The sequence below is a fragment of the Citrobacter koseri ATCC BAA-895 genome (assembly GCF_000018045.1).
Taxonomy (GTDB): Bacteria; Pseudomonadota; Gammaproteobacteria; order Enterobacterales; family Enterobacteriaceae; genus Citrobacter_B; species Citrobacter_B koseri.
Window position 1 is genome coordinate 3,070,505 of the sequence record NC_009792.1, and the last position, 25,245, is coordinate 3,095,749.

A 25,245-nucleotide genomic window follows, 5' to 3' on the forward strand; every position below is an offset into this window, starting at 1 on the left:
ACGGATTCATTAATTTATTCACGAAAGATATAAAAATAAATAAAATCAAAAAGATAAGTACGACCTTTGCAATACCTTTACCCCCCTTTCAGCTTGCTGTAGTTGCAAATAAACATGCTCAAATATGTCAAACAGTGAAAAGTATGTACGCACCTCCTGTCGATTTATTTTGCATTCGCCTGAAAGTTCAGCACAATTAGCTAAAGTACAGAACGCAAGATCCCCTCTGCATGGGAGGGTTTATCTGCAACAGGGTTGACATCGCGCAGCGTATCCAGTACCACTAAAAGCATATCGCATTCATCTGGAGTTGATTTAATGATTCGTATCGCTCGCTTTAACGGTCTACTACTACTAAACGCATCTTCGTTGCGCGGTAGACTGGTGAGCGACATTCAGCATTAAGTCAGCATCAGTAAGATTAAAAACCCGCGCCGTTGCGCGGGTTTTTTTATGCTCGAAGCAAGGCGCCCTAAAGAGACAAGGACCTAAACCATGAGCCAGCAAGTCATTATTTTCGATACCACTTTACGCGACGGTGAACAGGCGTTACAGGCTAGCCTGAGTGTGAAAGAAAAGCTGCAAATTGCCCTGGCCCTTGAACGTATGGGCGTCGATGTGATGGAAGTGGGTTTTCCCGTCTCTTCACCTGGCGATTTTGAGTCGGTACAGACTATCGCCCGCCAGGTCAAAAACAGCCGCGTTTGCGCGTTAGCCCGCTGCGTGGAAAAAGATATCGACGTCGCGGCAGAATCACTGAAGGTCGCGGACGCTTTCCGCATCCATACCTTTATCGCCACCTCGCCGATGCATATCGCCACCAAGCTGCGCAGCACGCTGGATGAAGTGATTGAGCGTGCTATCTATATGGTTAAGCGTGCACGTAATTACACTGATGACGTGGAGTTCTCATGTGAAGACGCAGGCCGTACCCCGATTGACGATCTCGCTCGCGTCGTGGAAGCGGCGATCAATGCGGGCGCGAAAACAATCAACATTCCCGATACTGTGGGCTACACCATGCCCTTCGAGTTCGGCGGTATTATTTCCGGGCTGTATGAGCGCGTACCGAATATCGACAAGGCCATCATCTCCGTACATACCCATGATGATTTAGGTCTGGGCGTCGGCAACGCGCTGGCGGCTGTCCACGCGGGCGCGCGTCAGGTTGAAGGCGCCATGAACGGTATCGGCGAACGTGCCGGTAACTGCTCGCTGGAAGAAGTCATCATGGCGATCAAGGTACGCCAGGACATTCTGAATGTGCATACCCGCATCAATCACCAGGAGATCTGGCGCACCAGCCAGTTGGTCAGTCAGATCTGCAACATGCCAATCCCGGCGAACAAAGCGATTGTCGGCAGCGGCGCATTCGCCCACTCCTCCGGCATTCACCAGGACGGCGTGCTGAAAAACCGTGAAAACTACGAAATCATGACGCCAGAGTCTATCGGCCTGAACCAGATCCAGTTGAACCTGACCTCTCGCTCCGGGCGTGCGGCCGTAAAACACCGTATGGACGAGATGGGCTATAAAGAGAGTGAATACAATCTGGATAACCTGTACGACGCTTTCCTGAAGCTGGCGGATAAAAAAGGTCAGGTATTCGATTACGACCTGGAGGCGCTGGCCTTCATCAATAAACAACAGGAAGAGCCAGAGCATTTCCGTCTGGACTATTTCAGCGTGCAGTCCGGCTCTAACGATATCGCCACGGCCTCCGTCAAACTGGCCTGCGGCGACGACATCAAAGCGGAAGCCGCGAACGGCAACGGCCCGGTCGATGCCATTTACCAGGCCATCAACCGCATCACCGATTACAACATCGAACTGGTGAAATACAGCCTGTCGGCGAAAGGCCACGGCAAAGATGCGCTGGGCCAGGTGGATATCGTCGCCAACTATAACGGCCGTCGCTTCCACGGGGTCGGTCTGGCGACCGATATCGTCGAATCCTCCGCGAAAGCGATGGTGCATGTCCTGAACAACATCTGGCGCGCCGCCGAAGTCGAAAAAGAATTGCAACGCAAAGCTCAGAATAAAGAGAACAATAAGGAAACCGTGTGATGTCGAAGAATTACCATATTGCTGTTTTGCCGGGTGACGGTATTGGCCCGGAAGTGATGGCGCAAGCCCTGAAAGTCCTGGAAGCCGTTCGCAGTCGTTTTGCCATGCGCATTACCACCAGCCATTACGATGTCGGCGGCGCCGCTATCGACAACCATGGTCAACCGCTGCCGAAGGCGACCGTTGAAGGCTGTGAACAGGCGGATGCCATTCTGTTTGGCTCCGTCGGCGGCCCGAAATGGGAAAATCTGCCGCCGGACAGCCAACCGGAACGCGGCGCATTGCTGCCGCTGCGTAAACACTTCAAATTGTTTAGCAACCTGCGTCCGGCAAAGCTGTACCAGGGGCTGGAAGCCTTCTGTCCGCTGCGCGCCGACATCGCGGCCAACGGTTTCGACATCCTGTGCGTGCGTGAATTGACCGGCGGGATCTATTTTGGTCAGCCGAAAGGCCGCGAAGGTAGCGGGCAACATGAAAAAGCCTTCGATACCGAGGTGTATCACCGTTTTGAAATCGAACGTATTGCGCGCATCGCCTTCGAATCGGCGCGTAAACGTCGCCGTAAGGTTACGTCGATCGACAAAGCCAACGTCCTGCAAACATCCATTCTGTGGCGCGAGATCGTCAATGAGGTCGCCAAAGCGTACCCGGATGTCGAACTGGCGCACATGTACATCGACAATGCCACGATGCAGTTGATTAAAGATCCCTCTCAGTTTGACGTGCTGCTGTGCTCCAACCTGTTTGGCGACATTCTGTCTGACGAATGCGCGATGATCACCGGCTCAATGGGGATGTTGCCTTCCGCCAGCCTGAACGAGCAGGGTTTCGGCCTGTATGAACCTGCGGGCGGTTCTGCGCCGGATATCGCCGGGAAAAACATCGCCAACCCGATCGCGCAGATCCTGTCGCTGGCGTTACTGCTGCGTTACAGCCTGGATGCCGACGATGCGGCAACGGCCATTGAAAGCGCTATTAACCGCGCATTAGAAGAAGGTATTCGCACCGGTGATTTAGCCCGTGGCGCTGCCGCTGTCAGTACTGATGAGATGGGCGACATCATTGCCCGTTATGTCGCCGAAGGGGTGTAATCATGGCTAAAACGTTGTATGAAAAATTGTTCGATGCGCATGTGGTTTATGAGGCGCAGAACGAAACCCCGCTGCTGTACATCGACAGGCATCTGGTGCATGAAGTGACCTCTCCGCAGGCGTTTGACGGCCTGCGCGCCCACGGCCGCCCGGTTCGCCAGCCCGGTAAAACCTTCGCGACGATGGATCATAACGTCTCTACGCAAACCAAAGACATCAACGCCTCTGGCGAGATGGCGCGGATTCAGATGCAGGAGTTGATCAAAAACTGCAAAGCGTTCGGCGTGGAGCTGTATGACCTGAACCACCCGTATCAGGGGATCGTCCACGTAATGGGGCCGGAACAGGGCGTGACCTTACCGGGGATGACCATTGTTTGCGGCGATTCCCATACCGCCACGCACGGCGCATTCGGCGCGCTGGCGTTTGGCATCGGCACCTCCGAAGTTGAACACGTTCTGGCGACGCAGACCCTGAAACAGGGCCGCGCAAAAACCATGAAGATTGAGGTGAAAGGCACGGCTGCGCCGGGCATTACGGCGAAAGATATCGTGCTGGCGATTATCGGTAAAACCGGCAGCGCGGGCGGTACGGGCCATGTGGTCGAGTTCTGCGGCGAAGCAATTCGCAATCTGAGCATGGAAGGTCGTATGACCCTGTGCAACATGGCGATCGAGATGGGCGCCAAAGCCGGTCTGGTCGCGCCGGATGACACCACCTTCAACTACGTAAAAGGGCGTCTGCACGCCCCGAAAGGCAGCGATTTTGACGATGCCGTCGCATACTGGAAAACCCTGAAAACCGACGACGGCGCAACGTTCGATACCGTCGTGACCCTGCAAGCGGAAGACATTGCGCCGCAGGTTACCTGGGGAACCAACCCGGGTCAGGTTATCTCCGTCAACGACAATATCCCCGATCCGGCCTCGTTTGCCGATCCTGTCGAGCGCGCAAGCGCCGAAAAAGCGCTGGCCTATATGGGGCTGAAACCGGGCATTCCGTTAACCGACGTGGCGATCGACAAAGTGTTTATCGGTTCCTGCACCAACTCGCGTATTGAAGATTTACGCGCGGCGGCGGAAATCGCCAAAGGGCGTAAAGTTGCACCGGGCGTTCAGGCTCTGGTGGTTCCCGGCTCCGGCCCGGTAAAAGCGCAGGCAGAGGCGGAAGGTCTGGATAAGATCTTTATCGAAGCCGGTTTTGAATGGCGTTTACCAGGCTGTTCCATGTGTCTGGCGATGAACAACGACCGTCTGAATCCGGGCGAGCGCTGCGCCTCCACCAGCAACCGTAACTTTGAAGGTCGTCAGGGGCGCGGCGGACGCACGCATCTGGTTAGCCCGGCGATGGCTGCCGCTGCCGCCGTCACCGGTCATTTCGCCGATATTCGCAGCATCAAATAAGGAGCACACCATGGCAGAGAAATTTACCCAACACACCGGCCTGGTCGTCCCGCTGGATGCTGCTAACGTCGATACCGACGCGATTATACCGAAACAGTTTTTACAGAAAGTCACCCGCACCGGTTTTGGCGCGCATCTGTTCAATGACTGGCGTTTTCTGGATGAAAAGGGTCAGCAGCCGAACCCGGAGTTCGTGCTGAACTTCCCGGAATATAAAGGCGCATCGATTCTGCTGGCGCGGGAAAACTTCGGCTGCGGTTCATCGCGCGAGCACGCGCCGTGGGCGCTGACTGATTACGGCTTTAAAGTGGTCATCGCGCCGAGCTTCGCGGATATCTTCTATGGCAACAGCTTTAACAACCAGCTGCTGCCGGTAAAACTGAGCGATGAAGAGGTCGATGAACTGTTCGCCCTGGTGAAAGCCAATCCGGGGATTAAATTTGAAGTGGATCTGGAAGCGCAGGTAGTAAAAGCGGGCGATAAGACCTACAGCTTTAAAATCGACGACTTCCGCCGCCACTGCATGTTGAACGGTCTGGACAGCATCGGCCTGACGTTGCAACACGAAAGCGCAATTGCGGCATACGAAGAGAAACAACCGTCGTTTATGCGCTGATTCTCAGCATACCTGCCGGATAGCACTTCGTTTATCCGGCCTGTCACTCTGTGTAGGCCGGATAAGGCGAAGCCGTCATCCGGCATTTTTTACACATCCTTCACCCGCCCGGTCATCACCAGCGCCACCAGCGAAATCGCCGCTATCACCCAGTAAACAGCGAAATGCCCGTAGCTTTGCGCGACCGCGCCCTGAATCACCCCCGCCAGAATCACTCCCGTGGAGATACTGTTGGTAAACAGCGTGGTAGCTGAACCGGCGCGGCCAGGCATTAAATCCTGAAACCACAGCATACCAATCCCCGCCACAATGCCGATAAACACCGCGTTAAACAGTTGCAGGATAAGCAACGCCGTCTGGCTGTGAAAGAAAATCAGGCCGAGATAAAACAGTACCCCCGCAGCCACGGCGATAACCATCATCCGCCGCTTACCGAAGCGCTTCACCGAGTAGCCAGCCAGAATCATCGCCGGGATCTCCAGACCTGCTGCGGTTCCCATCAATATTCCGGCCAGTTTATCCGGTAAACCCAGCTCAAGGCTTATCCATAGCGGCATATCAATGATGTACATGGTGTTGCAGGTCCACATCAGCGTGGAGGCGATAAACAGCATACGGACGTTTTTATCCTGCCAGCCGCCCGCTTCCGTGACCGGAACATCGGCAGGCTGCTCAACGCGCGCCACCGAGGGCAGAATAAAAGCAATCAACGCCAGGCTGATGGCGAATATGCCGGCGGCAATGGAAAACATCGCCGTGAAGCCATAGTTCAGCGCCAGCATAAAAGCCAGCGGCGGGCCAATCACCCATGCCAGTGAAAGCTGCGCACGCATTACCGAGCTGAACATCACCACTTCACGCGCGGAGTTATCGGCATATTCCCGCGCCAACGCAAATAGCTGCGGCATGGCGGTATTGGCCAGCGACGCGAATAACACGCCGCAGGTGATCAGGGTGAGATAATGGCGATTGAAGGCGAACAGTAGCGCGTTGCCAATCGCCATCAGGCAGCAGAACATAATCAGCTTACGGCGATCGCCTTTACTGTCCGAGCGTTTTGCTAATGCAAGGCTGACCAGAATCCCGGCAATCGCGTTGACCGTGTAAAAAAGGCCGACCCAGAACGGCTGCGCACCGACTTCACGACTCAAAAACAGGCTCAGCGTCGGTGCCTGCAACGCTCCCGCCACGCCCATCATAAAGGCAACCAGCATAAAAGCGGCATAAACACCGTTGAGGCGCCGTCCCATCGTCATTAACCAGAGCATACTTTCCCTTTTTATGTCTAAACGCAGCCGAAACGAAAAAAGCCAGCAGGAATTATCTGCTGGCGCGGCGATAAACACCAATACTCAGTCACACATGATGTCTGCAATTCGGAAATCCGAGGTCAGGCAGTCACCTCCCACTGCATCAGTTCTTCAAGCATCTTTAAGCGCTGCGGCGCGCTCGGACAAGCCAACCAGGACAACCCTTCTGTCGCGGTAAAGTACTTCAAATAAAACTGACGCATCGAAGACCTCTCCATATTGCTTCATCGGAATCCATTATTGACCTAATATGGGGATAGTAAAATTGCTGAGTTTTGCGCAGGAGTTCCCCTTTTATGTCTTCAGGTCGTCTGCAACAACAGTTCATCCGTCTGTGGCAATGCTGCGACGGCAAAACGCAAGACACCACGCTCAACGAGCTGGCGGACCTGCTGAGCTGCTCCCGCCGCCATATGCGTACGCTGCTGAATACCATGCAGGAACGTGGCTGGTTGACGTGGGAGGCGGAGGTCGGACGCGGGAAACGCTCCCGTCTGACCTTCCTCTATACCGGGCTGGCGCTACAGCAGCAGCGGGCGGAAGACCTGCTGGAGCAAGATCGCATCGACCAGCTGGTACAGCTGGTGGGCGACAAAACCGCCGTGCGGCAAATGCTGGTGTCCCACCTGGGGCGCAGCTTTCGCCAGGGGCGGCATATTCTGCGCGTGCTCTACTATCGTCCAATGCACAACCTGCTGCCTGGCACCGCATTGCGTCGTTCAGAAACCCATATCGCCCGGCAAATTTTCAGCGCACTGACGCGCGTAAATGAGGAAAATGGGGAACTGGAAGCCGATATTGCTCACCACTGGCAACAGATTTCCCCTTTGCAGTGGCGTTTTTTTCTTCGTCCGGGGATTCACTTCCATCACGGACGTGAGCTGGAGATGGAGGATGTCATTGCCTCACTGACGCGCATCAACGCCCTGCCGCTCTACTCGCACATTACCGAGATAGTCTCCCCCACCGCCTGGACGCTGGATATTCACCTGTCGCAGCCGGATCGCTGGCTGCCGTGGCTGCTGGGTCAGGTTCCGGCGATGATCCTGCCGCGGGAGTGGGAAACGCTGAATAATTTCTCCAGCCATCCGATCGGCACCGGCCCTTACGCGGTGATGCGTAATACGCGCAACCAGTTAAAAATCCACGCCTTTGATGATTTCTTCGGCTATCGGGCGCTGATTGATGAAGTGAACGTCTGGGTATTGCCGGACATTGGCGACGAGCCGAACGGCGGTCTGACGTTAAAAGGGCCGACCGAAGATGAAAAAGCCATCGAAAGCCGGCTGGAAGAGGGCTGCTACTATATGCTGTTCGACGCCCGGACGAATCGCGGCGCGAATCAGGAAGTCAGAGAGTGGATAAGCCGCGTGCTCTCCCCCAGCAATTTGCTCTTCTATGCCGACGAGCAATACCAGCGCCACTGGTTCCCGGCTTACGGATTACTGCCCCGCTGGCACCATGCCCGCCCGGGACACGGCGAAAAACCCGCCGGGCTGGAGACGATCACGCTGACCTACTACCACGACCACATTGAACATCGGGTGATCGCGCAGATCATGAGCCAGCTGCTGGCTGAACATCAGGTACATCTGGATATCCATGAGATCGACTACGATCAATGGCATGCGGGGGAGGTCACAAGCGACATCTGGCTCAACAGCGCCAACTTTACGCTACCGCTCGATTTTTCCCTGTTTGCGCACCTGTGCGAAGTCCCGCTGTTGCAGCATTGCATCCCGCTGGACTGGGAGGGCGACGCCGCGCAGTGGCGAAACGGCGAGATGAACCTGGCAGTGTGGTGCCAGCAATTGCTCGCCAGTAAAGCGATCGTCCCGCTGATCCACCACTGGCTGATTATCCAGGGGCAGCGCAGTATGCGCGGGCTACGTATGAACACCCTTGGCTGGTTTGACTTTAAATCGGCATGGTTTGCGCCACCCGACCCATGATTGCCGCTTAGCAACAAAATCACTACACTAACGCCGTCCTCAACGGGGTGCTGATAAACATACGCAAAACCATTCGTGAAGTGTATGGGCTGAGAAAATACCCGTCGAACCTGATCCGGATAACGCCGGCGAAGGGATTTGAGACTGCTTCTCAAGTCCTTTGCCACCCACTTTATGAGGTGCAAAGTGTTAAAAAAATGTCTTCCCTTGCTACTCCTGTGCGCAGCGCCTGCCTTCGCCAAACCTGTTCTGACCGTCTATACCTATGACTCCTTCGCGGCCGACTGGGGGCCTGGCCCGACAATCAAAAAAGCCTTTGAAGCTGACTGTGATTGCGAACTGAAGCTGGTGGCGCTGGAAGATGGCGTGTCGCTGCTCAACCGCCTGCGAATGGAAGGGAAAAACAGCAAAGCCGACGTGGTGCTTGGCCTGGACAACAACCTGCTGGAAGCCGCCACGCAAACCCGCCTGTTCGCGAAAAGCGGCATTGCGCCTGATGCGGTTAACGTGCCAGGCGGCTGGCATAACGACACATTCGTGCCGTTTGATTATGGCTACTTCGCCTTCATCTATGACAAAAACAAACTGAAAAACCCACCGAAAAGCCTGAAAGAACTGGTAGAGAGCGATCGGAAATGGCGCGTGATTTATCAGGACCCGCGTACCAGTACACCGGGGCTGGGTCTGCTGCTGTGGATGCAGAAAGTCTACGGCGATAACGCGCCGGAAGCCTGGCAAAAACTGGCGGCCAAAACGGTCACCGTTACCAAAGGCTGGAGCGAATCCTACGGCCTGTTCCTGAAAGGCGAAAGCGATCTGGTGCTGAGCTACACCACCTCTCCGGCGTATCACATCATCGAAGAGAAGAAAGATAACTACGCCGCCGCCAGCTTCAGCGAAGGTCATTACCTGCAAGTGGAAGTAGCTGCGCGCACTGCCGCCAGCAAACAGCCGGAACTGGCAGAAAAATTCCTCAAGTTTATGGTTTCACCAGCATTCCAGAACGCCATTCCCACCGGCAACTGGATGTATCCGGTCGCTGACGTCGCCCTGCCCGCAGGATTTGAACAACTGACGAAGCCATCCACCACGCTGGAATTTACGCCTGCGGAAGTGGCATCCCAGCGTCAGGCATGGATTAGCGAATGGCAACGCGCCGTCAGCCACTAATTCCCGGCTGGCTGATACCCGGGCTTTCTGCCGCCGCGCTGATGGTGGCAGTGGCTCTGGCGGCATTTCTGGCGCTATGGCTTAACGCGCCGCAGGGTGAATGGTCGTCGCTGTGGCAGGACAGCTACCTGTGGCACGTCGTGCGTTTCTCGTTCTGGCAGGCGTTCCTGTCGGCGCTGCTCTCCGTCATCCCGGCGATTTTCCTCGCCAGAGCGCTCTATCGTCGCCGTTTTCCCGGACGTCTTGCGTTATTGCGCCTGTGCGCCATGACGCTGATTTTACCGGTGCTGGTCGCCGTTTTCGGTATCCTCAGCGTCTACGGTCGTCAGGGCTGGCTGGCCTCGCTGTGGCATACGCTGGGGCTGGAGTGGCATTTCTCGCCCTACGGCTTGCAGGGGATTTTACTGGCGCACGTCTTTTTTAACCTGCCGATGGCAAGCCGCCTGCTGCTTCAGGCGCTGGAAAACATTCCCGGCGAACAGCGACAGCTCGCCGCGCAGCTAGGTATGCGCGGCTGGCACTTCTTCCGCTTTGTTGAATGGCCGTGGATGCGTCGTCAAATCCCGCCGGTGGCGGCGCTGATTTTTATGCTCTGTTTCGCCAGTTTCGCCACCGTGTTGTCACTTGGCGGCGGCCCGCAGGCTACCACTATCGAGCTGGCCATCTATCAGGCGCTGAGCTACGACTACGATCCTGCCCGTGCGGCCATGCTGGCGCTGATCCAGATGATATGTTGTCTGGCGCTGGTGCTGCTGAGCCAGCGGCTGAGTAAAGCCATTGCCCCCGGCGTCACGCTGGTGCAAGGCTGGCGCGACCCTGACGATCGGCTCCACAGCCGCCTGACGGACAGCCTGCTGATCGCCCTGGCGCTGCTGTTGCTTCTCCCGCCGCTGCTGGCGGTTATTATTGATGGCGTCAATCGCAGCCTGCTGGACGTGCTGGCGCAACCCATTTTGTGGCAGGCGCTGTGGACCTCTCTGCGCATTGCGCTGGCGGCGGGAGTGCTGTGCGTCATCCTGACGATGATGCTTTTATGGAGCAGCCGCGAACTGCGCGCCCGCCAGCAGGTACTGGCAGGCCAGGCGCTGGAACTGAGCGGGATGTTGATCCTTGCTATGCCCGGCATCGTGCTGGCGACCGGCTTCTTTTTACTGCTCAACAACAGCATTGGACTACCGGAGTCGGCTGACGGTATTGTGATTTTCACCAACGCGCTAATGGCGATTCCCTATGCGCTAAAAGTGCTGGAAAACCCCATGCGCGACGTGACCGCACGCTACAGTATGCTGTGTCAGTCATTGGGCATTGAGGGATGGTCGCGACTGAAGGTGGTGGAACTGCGCGCCCTGAAACGCCCTCTGGCGCAGGCGCTGGCCTTTGCCTGCGTGCTCTCCATCGGTGATTTTGGCGTGGTGGCGCTGTTTGGCAACGACGATTTCCGCACGCTGCCGTTTTATCTGTATCAGCAAATTGGCTCCTATCGCAGCCAGGACGGCGCGGTTACCGCATTATTACTGCTGATGCTCTGCTTTATGCTGTTTACCGTTATCGAAAAATTACCGGGGCGAAATGTTAAAACTGACTGATATCACCTGGCTTTATCACCATTTGCCCATGCGCTTTACACTGTCGGTAGCGCGCGGTGAACAGGTGGCAGTTCTCGGGCCAAGCGGCGCCGGGAAAAGTACGTTGCTGAATTTAATCGCCGGGTTTCTGACACCGGCCAGCGGCACAATAATGATTGAAGGTCAGGATCACACCACGACACCGCCCTCCCGCCGTCCCGTTTCCATGCTGTTTCAGGAAAATAATCTGTTCAGCCACCTCAACGTGCGGCAGAACATCGGGCTGGGGTTAAACCCTGGGCTAAAGCTGAACGCGGCTCAGCGGGAGAAGCTGCATCATATTGCACGCCAGATGGGGATCGAAAATCTGCTGGAGCGCCTGCCGGGCGAGCTTTCCGGCGGGCAACGTCAACGCGTGGCGCTTGCGCGCTGCCTGGTGCGCGAACAACCGGTATTGCTGCTCGACGAGCCGTTTTCCGCTCTCGATCCCGCCCTGCGTCAGGAGATGCTGACGCTGGTCAGCGACGTCTGCCGCGACCAGCAATTAACCCTGCTGATGGTGTCACATAGCGTGGAGGATGCCGCGCGCATTGCGTCACGCTCGATTGTCGTGGCCGACGGGCGTATCGCATGGCAGGGCAAAACGGATGAGTTATTAAGCGGTCAGGCCAGCGCCTCAGCATTGCTGGGCATTAAAGCGTAATGGGGTGCCCGGTGGCGCTGCGCTTACCGGGCCTACGGACAGGCATCCGTTGTAGGCCGGATAAGCGTCAGCGCCATCCGGCAAAAGATTCCTCAGTAACCCACAACTTTACGCAGAATATCGATATACACCGGCATCAGCGGATGACGAAGCAGCATCACCAGCGCGACAATGCCCGCGCCGAGCATCACCGGCGCCAGCCATAACAGGCGGCCTCGCGGTAAAAACGGCGTTAAGCGATCGGCGGCAGCCTTACCGCTACGCCATAACCGCCAGCACAGCCAGGCCGCCAGCCACAGCAGCAGCGCCGTTGCCAACAACAGCCATTTGAAATAGCCGCTCTGCATATCGGCCGGAATGTCGATCGCAGCGCCCGCCAGAATCCCCGGCAAGAAATAGAACGGCGGCCACAGCACGCAGCCAATAATATTCGGCACGATAAATTTCGCGACGGGCAGATCCAGCATCCCCGCCACCATCGGCACCAGCGGCCGCGTCGGGCCGACAAAACGCCCGACCAGAATAGTGAACATGCTGTGTTGATGCAGCGCGTGTTCGGTTTTGTCCAGCAGCGCTTTGTTCTTTTTCATAAAAGACCAGCGATGCAGCGGCTTTTTGAAGCGCCAGCCCAACCAGAAGGAGATCCAGTCCCCCAGCAGGCAACCGATAATGCCCGCCAGCCACGCATGCCAGAAATTCAGCTCACCGCTGCCGATAAGCGCCCCCAGCCCCGCCATCATCACCGTACCGGGCAGAATCAGACCGACCAACGCCAGCGACTCCAGAAAGGCCACCAGCGCCACCGCAATTAGCGAGTACAGAGCGGATTGGAGAATAAAGTGTTCCAGCAATGCTTGCATAATGTGTCCGTCAGATTTACGAAGCAGCGATTCTGCTAACCCTCACTCGCTTCGTCAAGTCGCCAATTGTCTGAATAGATTACGCGTTATGACATCTTTGCAGACACATCATTCACTTTTTATTCACAACCAGCGCGGAACTCGCTCGGGCTGGCCCCGGTACATTTTTTAAAGACGCGAGAGAAATAAAGCTGATCGTCAAACCCGACATTGCGCCCGACGGTGGCTATCGGCATCCGCGTCGTGCTGAGCAGCAGCTTCGCCTGGCTGATACGCTGATCCTCGCGCCAGCTCAGTACGCTAATGCCTAACTGTTGGCGGAACAGGTGCGACAGGCGGGACGGCGACAGACAGACGTGCTGCGCCACGCTGGCAATATCAAACTGGCTGTCCGCCAGATGATCGCTGATGTACTGACAGGCGTCGCGCACTCGGCTGTCCATCGGCGGATGCAACGATTCATTGATCGCCTCCATACGTCGCAGCAGAAGCTGCTCCAGCAGGTTAATCGCCAGCAGTTCAGAGTAGCGCCCTTCCCCCTGCCCGGCATTGATGATTTGACCAAAAAGCTCATTAAAGCGCGGCTGGTGCGCTTCGTCAGGGCGGAAAAAACCGGTCTGCGCAAAAATCGTCGGCCAGGTGAGCCACTCCTGCCAGTAGGCGCGCGGTCGGAAGTACACCCACTGGTGATACCATTCGCTCGCATTGGGATGGCGACCGTAGTGGTGTACCTCACCAGGCGGAAACAGCAAAATATCCCCCGGACGGCAGACAAACTGTTTGCCGTGGTTATTGATCACCCCTTCCCCGCGAATCGTAAGATTAAGGATATACCCCTTCATCCCCAGCGGGCGGTCGATAAAAAAATCCAGATAGCCGTTCGCCTCAATAGGCGTCAGCCCGGCAACCAGATGCGCATTAAACGAATAACCCGGCAGCAGGGGATCATTTTGCGTTTCAGCCATAAATTCAATACTCCCGGCGTTCTGAGAAGAAACCAATTGTCCATATTGAGTGAGACATCTTCACCTTCCCCTCTGCGCCCCGCCGTCATTGCGGTTACGGACCATCAACCCCGCTTGCGAAAAGAGATTTGTAACAAAGGCCGATTGCGAAGGCGATAAAAACGGGTAACAAAAGTGTCTATAACTACGACAGAAATGTCCACATTGAATATTTGCACGGCGTCACACTTTGCAATGCCATAGCATTTTAATCCATAAGATTAGCGGATCCTGCCTGACGGTTTTTATCCCCGCTATCTACTGTTTCTCCATACCTGTTTTTTTCGATTGGAGTAAGACGATGGCGATTGCAATTGGCCTCGATTTTGGCAGTGATTCAGTTCGTGCTCTGGCGGTGGATTGCGCCACCGGGGAAGAGATCGCCACCTGCGTAGAGTGGTATCCCCGCTGGCAGGAAGGGTGCTATTGCGACGCCCCGAACAACCAGTTCCGCCATCATCCACGCGACTACATAGAGTCAATGGAAGCCGCGTTGAAAAACGTCCTCACGACCCTGAGTGCGTCACAGCGTGGCGAGGTGGTCGGCATCGGCGTCGACAGCACCGGCTCCACCCCTGCCCCCATTGATGTCGACGGCCACGTACTGGCGCTGCGTCCTGAGTTCGCCGAAAACCCGAATGCGATGTTCGTCCTGTGGAAAGATCACACCTCGGTCGAAGAAGCGGAAGCCATCACCCGCCTGTGCCATACGCCGGGCAAAACCGATTATTCCCGCTACATCGGCGGCATTTACTCCAGCGAATGGTTCTGGGCGAAAATTCTGCACGTTACGCGTCAGGACAGCGCCGTCGCGCAGGCCGCCGCCTCCTGGATTGAGCTGTGCGACTGGGTGCCTGCCCTGCTCTCCGGCACCACGCGCCCGCAGGATATTCGCCGTGGTCGCTGTAGCGCCGGACATAAATCGCTGTGGCATGAGAGCTGGGGCGGTTTGCCGCCCGCCAGTTTCTTCGATGACCTCGATCCCATCATCAACCGCCACCTCGCCTGGCCGCTGTTTACCGATACCTTCACTGCCGATCTGCCAGTTGGCACGCTGTGCGCGGAGTGGGCGCAACGCCTCGGCCTGCCGGAAAGCGTGGTCATCTCTGGCGGCGCGTTTGACTGCCATATGGGCGCGGTTGGCGCGGGCGCGCAGCCGAATGCGCTGGTGAAAGTGATCGGCACATCGACCTGCGACATTCTGATTGCCGACAAGCAGAGCGTCGGCGACCGCGCGGTGAAAGGCATTTGCGGCCAGGTAGACGGCAGCGTCGTGCCTGATTTTATTGGCCTGGAAGCGGGACAGTCGGCATTCGGCGATATCTATGCCTGGTTTGGCCGCATTCTCGGCTGGCCGCTGGAGCAGCTTGCGGCGCAGCATCCTGAACTGAAAGACCAAATCGCCATCAGCCAAAAGCAGCTACTCCCGACGCTGACCGAGGCGTGGGCGAAGAATCCATCGCTGGATCATCTGCCCGTGGTGCTCGACTGGTTTAACGGTCGCCGCACGCCGAACGCTAATCAGCGTCTGAAAGGGGTGATTAGCGATCTGAATCTCGCCACCGATGCGCCAGCGCTGTTTGGCGGGCTGATCGCCGCCACTGCCTTCGGCGCACGCGCCATTCAGGAATGCTTTACCGAACAGGGCATTGCCGTCAACAACGTGATGGCGCTGGGCGGCATCGCCCGTAAGAATCAGGTGATCATGCAGGCCTGCTGCGACGTGCTCAACCGCCCGCTACAGATTGTCGCCTCAGACCAGTGCTGCGCGTTAGGCGCCGCCATTTTTGCCGCCGTCGCCGCAAAAGCGCATGTCGATATCCCTGCCGCACAACAAAAAATGGCCAGCGCCGTAGAGAACACCCTGCAACCGCGCCCGGAACAGGCTCAACGCTTCGAACAGCTTTATCAGCGCTACCGGCAGTGGGCGGTCAGCGCTGAACAACACTATCTTCCGACTGCCACCCCGGCGCCAAAAACCCCGGTCAGCCAGGCAACCCTGACCCATTAAGGACACGACAATGACGATTTTTGACAACTATGAAGTGTGGTTTGTGATTGGCAGCCAGCATTTGTATGGCTCTGAAACGCTGCGCCAGGTTACTCAGCATGCCGAACATGTGGTAAAGGCGCTGAATACCGAAGCGAAACTGCCCTGCAAACTGGTGCTGAAACCGCTGGGGACGTCACCTGACGAGATCACCGCGATTTGTCGTGACGCCAGTTATGACGATCGCTGTGCGGGCCTGGTGGTCTGGCTGCACACCTTCTCGCCCGCGAAAATGTGGATTAACGGGCTGAGTATTCTCAACAAGCCGCTGTTGCAGTTCCACACCCAGTTCAATGCCGCCCTGCCGTGGGACAGCATCGACATGGACTTTATGAACCTGAATCAGACCGCACATGGCGGACGCGAGTTTGGTTTTATCGGCGCGCGTATGCGCCAGCAGCACGCGGTAGTGACCGGTCACTGGCAGGATAAACACGCGCACGCGCGTATCGGCTCATGGATGCGCCAGGCGGTCTCCAGACAGGACACCCGCCACCTGAAAGTGTGCCGCTTTGGCGACAACATGCGTGAAGTGGCCGTGACCGACGGCGATAAAGTGGCGGCGCAGATCAAGTTCGGCTTCTCGGTGAATACCTGGGCAGTGGGCGACCTGGTGCAGGTCGTGAATGCGGTTAGCGACGGCGACATTAACGCGCTGGTGGATGAATACGAAAGCCACTATACCCTGACGCCCGCGACGCAAATTCACGGCGACAAGCGGCAGAACGTGCTGGAAGCCGCGCGTATTGAACTGGGCATGAAGCGCTTTCTGGAACAGGGCGGCTTCCACGCGTTCACCACGACGTTTGAAGATTTGCACGGCCTGAAGCAGCTTCCAGGGCTGGCCGTACAGCGCCTGATGCAACAGGGCTACGGTTTCGCTGGCGAAGGCGACTGGAAAACCGCCGCGCTGCTTCGCATCATGAAAGTGATGTCTGGCGGTTTGCCGGGCGGCACCTCATTTATGGAGGATTACACCTACCACTTTGAGAAGGGCAACGATCTGGTGCTCGGCTCGCACATGCTGGAAGTATGCCCGTCTATCGCGGTGGAAGAAAAACCGATCCTCGACGTGCAGCACCTCGGCATCGGAGGTAAAGACGCGCCCGCACGTCTGATCTTCAACACCCAAACCGGCCCGGCGATCGTCGCCAGCCTGATCGACCTCGGCGATCGCTATCGTCTGCTGGTCAACTGCATCGACACCGTAAAAACGCCGCATGACCTGCCGAAGCTGCCGGTCGCCAACGCGCTGTGGAAAGCCCAGCCGGATCTGACCATCGCATCCGAAGCGTGGATTCTCGCCGGTGGCGCGCACCACACCGTCTTCAGCCATGCGCTGGATCTGAACGATATGCGCCAGTTCGCAGAGATGCACGATATTGAAATCACCGTCATCGATAACGATACCCGCCTGCCCGCCTTTAAAGACGCGCTGCGCTGGAACGAAGTTTATTACGGTTTCAAACGTTAACAGTTGCCGGATGGCGGCGTAAATGCCTTATCCGGCCTACAGGTCGCACCAACCTTGTAGGCCGGATAAGCGCAGCGCCATCCGGCGTGGAGACAGCTATGTTAGAAGATCTCAAACGTCAGGTACTGGAAGCCAATCTGGCGCTGCCAAAACACAATCTGGTGACTCTCACCTGGGGGAACGTCAGCGCCGTCGATCGCGAGCGCGGCGTCTTCATCATTAAACCTTCCGGCGTCGACTACAGCGTGATGAGCGCAGAGGATATGGTGGTGGTCAGCATTGCCACGGGTGAAGTGGTGGAAGGAACGAAAAAACCCTCCTCCGATACGCCGACCCACCGTCTGTTGTATCAGTCTTTCCCGTCGATTGGCGGCATCGTCCACACCCATTCGCGCCACGCGACCATCTGGGCGCAGGCCGGGCAATCCATTCCGGCGACGGGGACGACCCATGCGGACTATTTTTACGGCACGATCCCCTGCACGCGCAAAATGACCGATGCGGAGATCAACGGCGAATATGAATGGGAAACGGGCAACGTCATCGTCGAAACCTTTGAAAAACAGGGTATCGATGCCGCGCAGATGCCGGGCGTGCTGGTGCATTCACACGGTCCATTCACCTGGGGCAAAAACGCCGAAGACGCGGTGCATAACGCCATTGTGCTGGAGGAGGTCGCCTGTATGGGCATCTTCTGCCGCCAGCTTGCGCCACAGTTGCCGGATATGCAGCAAACGTTGCTGGATAAGCACTACCTGCGCAAACACGGGGCGAAGGCCTATTACGGGCAGTAATGGATAGCCCGACGGCGCAACCACACCTGTATAAAACCACAGCAAAACGTTCCAAACCAGGCTATAATCATGCCTGGTTTTTTAATGAGTACGCAGCGTGGCGCAGGCAGGTTTTATTTTAACCCGGCACTGGCGGGATACCCCGCAAGGAACGGAGGTCTCATTCTGGCTGGCAACGGACACCGGTCCTTTGCAGGTCACGCTCGCGCCGCAGGAGTCGGTCGCGTTTATCCCTACGCATCAGGCCGCCCGCGTCACCTCGCTGCTGCGCACAGAAAACGGCTATCGCCTGACGCCGCTCAATTTGCAGGATTTTCATCGCCAGCCCGTCTCGGGGTTGTACTGCCGCTCTCACCGACAGCTGATGCGTCTGGAAAAACAGCTGAAAGAACAGGGCGTAACGGTCTATGAAGCCGATGTGCGCCCACCGGAACGTTACCTGATGGAGCGGTTTATCACCGCTCCCGTTTGGCTGGAGGGCGACACAAAAGACGGCGCGATCGTCAATGCCCGCCTGAAACCGCACCCAGACTACCGTCCCCCGCTGAAATGGGTATCGCTGGATATTGAAACCACCCGACACGGCGAGCTGTACTGCATTGGCCTGCAAGGCTGCGGGCAACGCGTCGTTTTTATGCTCGGCCCGGCGAATGGCGATGCCTCGGCGCTGGATTTCCAGCTTGAGTATGCGGCGAGCCGCCCGCTGCTGCTGGAAAAACTCAACGACTGGTTTGCCCGGCACGATCCCGATGTGATCATCGGCTGGAACGTGGTGCAGTTTGATTTACGCGTCCTGCAAAAACATGCCGAGCGCTATCGTATCCCTCTACGTCTGGGGCGCGACAACACCGAGCTGGAATGGCGCGAGCACGGTTTCAAGAACGGCGTGTTTTTCGCCCAGGCCAAAGGGCGGTTGATTATTGACGGCATTGAGGCGCTCAAATCCGCGTTCTGGAATTTCTCATCATTTTCACTGGAAACCGTGGCCCAGGAGCTGCTTGGCGAAGGGAAATCAATCGATAATCCCTGGGACAGAATGGACGAAATTGACCGCCGTTTCGCCGAAGATAAGCCCGCGCTCGCCACGTATAACCTCAAGGACTGCGAACTGGTGACGCAGATTTTTCATAAGACGGAGATCATGCCGTTTTTACTGGAGCGCGCCACCGTTAACGGTCTGCCCGCTGACCGCCACGGCGGTTCTGTCGCCGCCTTCGGTCATCTCTATTTTCCCCGTATGCATCGCGCCGGTTACGTTGCGCCGAATCTCGGTGAAGTCCCGCCGCATGCCAGCCCTGGCGGTTACGTGATGGACTCGCGCCCTGGCCTGTATGACTCCGTACTGGTGCTGGATTATAAGAGCCTGTACCCGTCGATCATTCGCACGTTCCTGATCGACCCGGTTGGGCTGGTGGAAGGGATGGCGCAACCGGACCCGACACACAGCACCGAAGGCTTTCTTGACGCCTGGTTCTCGCGAGAAACGCACTGTCTCCCGGAGATCGTCACGCAGATCTGGCACGGGCGCGATGAGGCCAAACGCCACGGCAATAAACCGCTGTCCCAGGCGCTGAAGATCATCATGAATGCGTTTTACGGCGTGCTCGGGACGACGGCCTGCCGCTTTTTCGATCCCCGACTGGCCTCGTCGATCACCATGCGCGGCCACGCGATCATGCGTCAGACCAAAGCGCTGATCGAGGCGCAGGGTTATGACGTGATCTACGGCGATACGGATTCCACTTTCGTCTGGCTGAAAGGCGCACATTCTGAAGACGAGGCGGCAAGGATTGGCCGCGAGCTGGTGCGTCATGTGAATGACTGGTGGACGCAATCCCTGCAACAGCAAAAGCTGACCAGCGCGCTGGAATTAGAGTTTGAAACCCACTTCCGCCGCTTTCTGATGCCGACCATTCGCGGGGCGGACACCGGCAGCAAAAAGCGCTATGCCGGGCTGATTCAGGAAGGCGAGAAGCAGCGAATGGTATTTAAAGGGCTGGAGACCGTGCGCACCGACTGGACGCCGCTGGCGCAACGATTCCAGCAGGAGCTTTACCTGCGTATCTTCCGCCAGGAGCCCTATCAGGAGTATGTCCGGGAAACCATCGATAACCTGATGACGGGCAAGCTGGATGAACAGCTGGTTTACCGCAAGCGACTGCGCCGCCCGTTGAGCGAATATCAGCGTAACGTTCCGCCGCACGTTCGCGCCGCCCGGCTCGCCGATGAACAAAACATCAAACTGGGGCGCCCGGCGCAGTATCAGAACCGAGGCACGATCAAATACGTGTGGACGACTAACGGCCCTGAGCCGCTGGATTACCGGCATTCACCGCTGGATTACGAGCACTATTTAACCCGCCAGCTACAGCCAGTCGCAGAGGGAATACTTCCCTTCATCGATGATAATTTTGCTACACTACTCACAGGACAACTGGGGTTATTTTGACGCGTGACGAATGCGCCGCCATCCATTACCATAGCGCCCTTTCCATTCCTGGACCCAATTAACACTGCTGCCATTCTATTTTGGTAGCGGGTGATTATTGCCTGCAATTAAAGATATAGAGCCGAACATATATGCCTTTTACACTTGGTCAACGCTGGATCAGCGATACAGAAAGCGAACTGGGACTTGGAACCGTCGTCGCGATGGATGCGCGAACTGTCACCTTACTTTTCCCGGCGACAGGTGAAAACCGTCTGTATGCGCGCAGTGACTCCCCCGTGACCCGCGTGATGTTTAACCCTGGTGATACGATTACAAGCCATGAAGGCTGGCAGCTACAAATCGATGAAGTAAAAGAAGAAAACGGTCTGCTTGCCTATACTGGCACCCGCCTTGATACCGAAGAAACCGCCGTCACGCTGCGTGAAGTCCTGCTCGACAGCAAGCTGGTTTTCAGTAAACCGCAGGATCGCCTGTTCGCCGGGCAAATCGACCGGATGGACCGATTCGCTCTGCGCTACCGCGCACGTAAATTTCAGAGCGAGCAGTACCGCATGCCGTGGAGCGGCCTGCGCGGTCAGCGCACCAGCCTGATTCCCCACCAGCTCAACATTGCCCATGATGTCGGTCGCCGCCACGCGCCGCGCGTCCTGCTGGCGGATGAAGTGGGCTTAGGAAAAACCATCGAAGCCGGGATGATCCTGCACCAACAGCTGCTGTCTGGCGCGGCGGAACGCGTGCTGATCATCGTCCCGGAAACTTTGCAGCATCAGTGGCTGGTTGAAATGCTGCGCCGCTTCAACCTGCGCTTCGCGCTGTTCGACGACGAGCGTTACACCGAAGCCCAGCACGATGCCTACAACCCGTTTGAAACCGAGCAACTGGTTATCTGCTCGCTGGACTTCGCGCGTCGCAACAAACAGCGTCTGGAACATCTGTGCGATGCACAATGGGACCTGCTGGTCGTCGATGAAGCTCACCACCTGGTGTGGAGCGAAGACGCGCCAAGCCGCGAATATATGGCGATTGAACAACTGGCGGAACGCGTGCCTGGCGTCCTGCTGCTGACCGCAACGCCGGAACAGCTGGGAATGGAAAGCCACTTCGCCCGTCTGCGTCTGCTCGACCCGAGCCGTTTCCACGACTTCGAACAATTTGTCGAAGAGCAGAAAAATTACCGCCCGGTCGCCGACGCCGTCGCCATGCTGCTGGCAGGCAACAAGCTGAGCAACGAAGAGCTGAACATGCTCGGCGACCTGATTGGCGAGCAGGACATCGAACCGCTGCTGCAAACGGCGAACAGCGACCGCGATGGCGCGCAGAATGCCCGCCAGGAGCTGGTCTCCATGCTGATGGACAGACACGGCACCAGCCGCGTACTGTTCCGCAACACCCGTAACGGCGTCAAAGGCTTCCCGAAACGCGAGCTGCACACCATCAAGCTGCCGCTGCCAACGCAATATCAGACGGCGATTAAAGTCTCCGGCATTATGGGCGCGCGTAAAAGCGCGGAGGACAGAGCGCGCGATATGCTCTACCCGGAGCAGATTTATCAGGAATTCGAAGGGGATAGCGGCACCTGGTGGAACTTCGACCCGCGCGTGGAGTGGCTGATGGGGCATCTGACCAGCCACCGCTCGCAGAAAGTGCTGGTGATCTGCGCGAAAGCCGCCACCGCGCTGCAACTGGAGCAGGTGCTGCGCGAGCGCGAAGGCATCCGCGCCGCCGTATTCCATGAAGGCATGTCCATTATTGAACGCGACCGCGCCGCCGCGTGGTTTAGCGAAGAAGACAGCGGCGCGCAGGTTCTGCTGTGCTCGGAAATCGGTTCTGAAGGCCGTAACTTCCAGTTCGCCAGCAACCTGGTGATGTTTGACCTGCCGTTTAACCCGGATTTGCTGGAGCAGCGTATTGGCCGTCTGGACCGTATCGGTCAGGCGCACGATATTCAGATCCACGTTCCGTATCTGGAAAAAACCGCGCAGTCCGTGCTGGTTCGCTGGTATCACGAAGGGCTGGATGCCTTTGAGCACACCTGCCCGACCGGTCGCGCCATCTACGATACGGTGTATCACGATCTGATCGCTTACCTGGCGACGCCTGAAAATACCGACGGTTTTGACGCGCTGATCAAAACCTGCCGCGAGCAGCACGAAGCGCTGAAGGCGCAGCTGGAGCAAGGGCGCGACCGTCTGCTGGAGATCCACTCTAACGGCGGCGAGAAAGCGCAGGCGCTGGCAGAGAGCATTGAAGAACAGGATGACGACACCAGCCTGATCGCCTTCGCCATGAACCTGTTTGATATCGTCGGGATTAACCAGGATGACCGTGGTGAGAACCTGATTGTGCTGACGCCTTCCGATCATATGCTGGTGCCGGACTTCCCTGGCCTGCCGGAAGATGGCTGCACCATTACGTTCGAGCGTGATGTGGCGCTGTCGCGTGAAGATGCGCAGTTTGTTACCTGGGAACATCCGCTGATTCGCAACGGCCTGGATCTGATTCTGTCTGGCGATACCGGCAGCAGCACGATTTCGCTGTTGAAAAACAAAGCGTTGCCGGTGGGAACGCTGCTGGTGGAACTGGTGTATGTCGTTGAAGCGCAGGCACCGAAACATTTACAGCTTAACCGTTTCCTACCGCCGACGCCGGTGCGCATGCTGCTGGATAAAAACGGCAATAACCTGGCCGCGCAGGTGGAGTTTGAAACCTTCAACCGCCAGCTGAGCGCCGTTAACCGTCATACCGGCAGCAAGCTGGTCAACGCGGTGCAACAGGACGTACACGCGATTCTGCAACTGGGCGAAGCGCAGGCGGAGAAATCGGCCCGGGCGCTGATCGACGCCGCGCGTAGCGAAGCGGATGAAAAACTGTCTGCCGAACTGTCGCGTCTGGAAGCGCTGCGCGCCGTTAACCCGAACATCCGTGATGATGAACTTGCGGCGATCGACAGCAACCGTCAGCAGGTAATGGAAAGCCTGGATCAGGCCAACTGGCGTCTGGATGCCTTGCGTCTTATCGTCGTCACGCATCAGTAACGGAGCAAAAAATGGGGATGGAAAACTACAATCCGCCGCAGGAGCCCTGGCTGATTATCCTGTATCAGGATGAGCACATTATGGTGGTCAACAAGCCCAGCGGCTTGTTGTCCGTGCCGGGTCGCCTTGAGGAGCACAAAGATAGCGTGATGACGCGTATTCAACGCGATTATCCGCAGGCGGAGTCGGTGCATCGTCTGGATATGGCGACCAGCGGCGTGATTGTAGTGGCGCTGACCAAAGCGGCGGAACGGGAACTGAAACGCCAGTTCCGCGAGCGTGAACCGAAAAAACAGTACGTTGCGCGCGTGTGGGGGCATCCAGCCCCTGCCGAAGGGCTGGTTGATTTACCGCTGATCTGCGACTGGCCGAACAGGCCGAAACAGAAAGTGTGCTATGAGACAGGTAAGCCTGCGCAAACCGGGTATGAGGTGGTGGACTTCGCTGCGGATAACACCGCACGGGTGGTGCTTAAACCGATTACCGGGCGTTCTCATCAGCTGCGTGTGCATATGCTGGCGTTGGGACACCCCATTCTCGGCGATCGCTTCTACGCGTCGCCAGAAGCGCTGGCGATGGCACCGCGTCTGTTGCTGCATGCCGAAACGCTAACCATCACCCATCCCGCGTATGGCAACAGTATGACCTTTAAAGCCCCGGTAGATTTTTAAATTCTGTGCCCATTTGTGCCGGGGGCGCTTCGCTTGCCCGGCCTACCGTTCTCAACGTAGGCCGGATAAGACGCTTTACGTCGCCATCCGGCAAAACCATTATTTAAAACCTTTCTGCTCTTTAATCATTTCATACGCTTTCTGAATTTCCTGCGCTTTTTGCTTCGCCATCTCCATCATCTCCGGCGGCAACCCTTTCGCGACCAGTTTGTCCGGGTGGTGCTCGCTCATCAGTCTGCGGTACGCGCGTTTAATGGTTGTCGCATCATCTGTCGGCTTAACCCCCAGCACGTTGCAGGCATCTTCCAGCGTAGGGCCACGCTGCGCCTGCTGCCAGCCGCCGCCGGACTGCTGTTGCTGATAACCGCCGCCAAACTGCGCCCCGCCCTGCATCATGCGCAAGAACTGATCGAACTGAGCGCGGGAAATCCCCAGCTCCTCGGCGATAACGTACAGCACTTCCCGCTCGTTCGGATGGAGCGTTCCATCCGCAAACGCCGCCTGAATCTGAATTTCCAGAAACATCCGTATCAGATCAAACCGCCCAAAGCAGACGCTGCGAAACTGGCGCATTTTTTCACGTAACGGGTAATTATCCGATTTTCCCACGCGAAACGCGTGTTGGGCGGCGGTACGTGATTCGCCGTGTAAGTTCATCCGGTCCATCAACTGGCTGGCAATATGGATATCCGCTTCCGTCACGCGCCCTTTCGATTTGGTTAAATGCCCCATGACCTCAAAAGTGGTGGCGAAAAACAGTGCCTGCCGTTCACGCTGATTGGCGAACCATGCCATTTTGCGGCTGCGGGCTTTGTCGAACATGTGGCCTATCAGCAGACCTAATACCACGCCCCAGAAGCCGCCTCCCATCATCAGCGCCACTGCGACACCTACAATCTTTCCCCAGTACTGCATAGACTCCCCAAATCTTTACGCTGACAGTGAGGCTATGTCCCACAATATAGAGTGCTTTTCCTGGAATGAAGGCTGCGGTCAATTGTGGGACATCGCCTATAATTTGCATTATC

20 protein-coding genes and 1 riboswitch are annotated in these 25,245 nt (G+C 57.0%); of the genes, 15 read left to right on the forward strand and 5 right to left on the reverse strand.

The genetic code is table 11. The features are described from left to right. The first annotated feature begins 318 nt into the window (after window positions 1-318). From leuL to leuD, 5 genes are all read left to right on the forward strand, one after another. Window positions 319-405 carry a leu operon leader peptide gene (gene leuL, locus CKO_RS23370; RefSeq protein ID WP_047458945.1) on the forward strand — a complete coding sequence of 29 codons (87 nt, stop codon included), beginning with the start codon at window positions 319-321 and terminating at the stop codon, window positions 403-405. 90 nt (window positions 406-495) lie between these two features. Further along, window positions 496-2,067 (forward strand): 2-isopropylmalate synthase, encoded by a 1,572-nt coding sequence (leuA, locus tag CKO_RS14125; RefSeq protein WP_012134091.1) that lies wholly within the window; start codon window positions 496-498, stop codon window positions 2,065-2,067. Next, entirely contained in the window at window positions 2,067-3,158 is a 1,092-nt protein-coding gene (gene leuB, locus CKO_RS14130; protein ID WP_012134092.1) for a 3-isopropylmalate dehydrogenase, read from the forward strand. The genes leuA and leuB overlap by 1 nt, the downstream gene beginning before the upstream one ends. 2 nt (window positions 3,159-3,160) lie before the next feature. Further along, on the forward strand, window positions 3,161-4,561 hold the full coding sequence (gene leuC / locus CKO_RS14135; RefSeq protein WP_012134093.1) for a 3-isopropylmalate dehydratase large subunit: 1,401 nt from the start codon (window positions 3,161-3,163) through the stop codon (window positions 4,559-4,561). A gap of 10 nt (window positions 4,562-4,571) precedes the next feature. Further along, window positions 4,572-5,177, forward strand: coding sequence for a 3-isopropylmalate dehydratase small subunit (leuD, locus tag CKO_RS14140; protein WP_012134094.1), 606 nt, complete (start codon window positions 4,572-4,574; stop codon window positions 5,175-5,177). Window positions 5,178-5,266: 89 nt separating this feature from the next. On the opposite strand, the gene CKO_RS14145 is transcribed toward leuD, so the two are convergent. Together CKO_RS14145 and sgrT are read right to left on the reverse strand one after the other, a co-directional pair. Further along, window positions 5,267-6,445, reverse strand: coding sequence for a sugar efflux transporter (locus tag CKO_RS14145; RefSeq protein ID WP_012134096.1), 1,179 nt, complete (start codon window positions 6,443-6,445; stop codon window positions 5,267-5,269). 122 nt (window positions 6,446-6,567) lie between these two features. Next, a complete protein-coding gene (sgrT, locus tag CKO_RS14150; protein WP_024130713.1) occupies window positions 6,568-6,690 on the reverse strand; it encodes a glucose uptake inhibitor SgrT in 123 nt (40 codons plus the stop codon). 93 nt (window positions 6,691-6,783) lie between these two features. Between sgrT and sgrR the strand changes: the two genes are divergently transcribed. From sgrR to thiQ, 4 genes are all read left to right on the forward strand, one after another. Continuing rightward, window positions 6,784-8,439 carry an HTH-type transcriptional regulator SgrR gene (gene sgrR, locus CKO_RS14155; RefSeq protein ID WP_012134099.1) on the forward strand — a complete coding sequence of 552 codons (1,656 nt, stop codon included), beginning with the start codon at window positions 6,784-6,786 and terminating at the stop codon, window positions 8,437-8,439. Between the two features lie 33 nt (window positions 8,440-8,472). Next, a riboswitch (TPP riboswitch) is annotated at window positions 8,473-8,594 on the forward strand. 31 nt (window positions 8,595-8,625) lie between these two features. Beyond that, window positions 8,626-9,609, forward strand: coding sequence for a thiamine ABC transporter substrate binding subunit (thiB, locus tag CKO_RS14160; RefSeq protein WP_024130714.1), 984 nt, complete (start codon window positions 8,626-8,628; stop codon window positions 9,607-9,609). After that, complete coding sequence (gene thiP, locus CKO_RS14165) at window positions 9,585-11,195, forward strand: thiamine/thiamine pyrophosphate ABC transporter permease ThiP (RefSeq protein ID WP_012134101.1); 1,611 nt, start codon at window positions 9,585-9,587, stop codon at window positions 11,193-11,195. The genes thiB and thiP overlap by 25 nt, the downstream gene beginning before the upstream one ends. Beyond that, window positions 11,179-11,877 (forward strand): thiamine ABC transporter ATP-binding protein ThiQ, encoded by a 699-nt coding sequence (gene thiQ / locus CKO_RS14170; RefSeq protein WP_012134102.1) that lies wholly within the window; start codon window positions 11,179-11,181, stop codon window positions 11,875-11,877. Before thiP ends, thiQ begins: the two co-directional genes overlap by 17 nt. 92 nt (window positions 11,878-11,969) lie before the next feature. On the opposite strand, the gene CKO_RS14175 is transcribed toward thiQ, so the two are convergent. Continuing rightward, a complete protein-coding gene (locus CKO_RS14175; protein WP_012134103.1) occupies window positions 11,970-12,737 on the reverse strand; it encodes a DedA family protein in 768 nt (255 codons plus the stop codon). Window positions 12,738-12,856: 119 nt separating this feature from the next. Beyond that, window positions 12,857-13,702, reverse strand: coding sequence for an arabinose operon transcriptional regulator AraC (gene araC, locus CKO_RS14180; protein ID WP_012134104.1), 846 nt, complete (start codon window positions 13,700-13,702; stop codon window positions 12,857-12,859). 340 nt (window positions 13,703-14,042) lie between these two features. Between araC and araB the strand changes: the two genes are divergently transcribed. The 6 genes from araB (at window position 14,043) to rluA (ending at window position 24,217) form a co-directional block, all read left to right on the forward strand. Continuing rightward, a complete protein-coding gene (gene araB / locus CKO_RS14185; RefSeq protein ID WP_012134105.1) occupies window positions 14,043-15,752 on the forward strand; it encodes a ribulokinase in 1,710 nt (569 codons plus the stop codon). 10 nt (window positions 15,753-15,762) lie between these two features. Beyond that, window positions 15,763-17,265: an L-arabinose isomerase gene (gene araA / locus CKO_RS14190; protein ID WP_012134106.1), complete on the forward strand. Its 1,503-nt coding sequence runs from the start codon at window positions 15,763-15,765 to the stop codon at window positions 17,263-17,265. Window positions 17,266-17,363: 98 nt separating this feature from the next. Then, window positions 17,364-18,059: an L-ribulose-5-phosphate 4-epimerase gene (gene araD / locus CKO_RS14195; protein WP_012134107.1), complete on the forward strand. Its 696-nt coding sequence runs from the start codon at window positions 17,364-17,366 to the stop codon at window positions 18,057-18,059. 97 nt (window positions 18,060-18,156) lie between these two features. Next, the gene (polB, locus tag CKO_RS14200; protein ID WP_012134108.1) at window positions 18,157-20,508 is read left to right on the forward strand and encodes a DNA polymerase II; all 2,352 of its coding nucleotides are present in this window, start codon (window positions 18,157-18,159) and stop codon (window positions 20,506-20,508) included. A gap of 131 nt (window positions 20,509-20,639) precedes the next feature. Beyond that, window positions 20,640-23,546 carry an RNA polymerase-associated protein RapA gene (rapA, locus tag CKO_RS14205; RefSeq protein WP_012134109.1) on the forward strand — a complete coding sequence of 969 codons (2,907 nt, stop codon included), beginning with the start codon at window positions 20,640-20,642 and terminating at the stop codon, window positions 23,544-23,546. 11 nt (window positions 23,547-23,557) lie between these two features. Continuing rightward, complete coding sequence (gene rluA, locus CKO_RS14210; protein ID WP_012134110.1) at window positions 23,558-24,217, forward strand: bifunctional tRNA pseudouridine(32) synthase/23S rRNA pseudouridine(746) synthase RluA; 660 nt, start codon at window positions 23,558-23,560, stop codon at window positions 24,215-24,217. A 99-nt stretch (window positions 24,218-24,316) separates the two neighbouring features. Here rluA and djlA read toward each other — a convergent pair whose 3' ends face one another. After that, the gene (gene djlA, locus CKO_RS14215) at window positions 24,317-25,132 is read right to left on the reverse strand and encodes a co-chaperone DjlA (RefSeq protein WP_012134111.1); all 816 of its coding nucleotides are present in this window, start codon (window positions 25,130-25,132) and stop codon (window positions 24,317-24,319) included. Window positions 25,133-25,245: the final 113 nt, after the last annotated feature.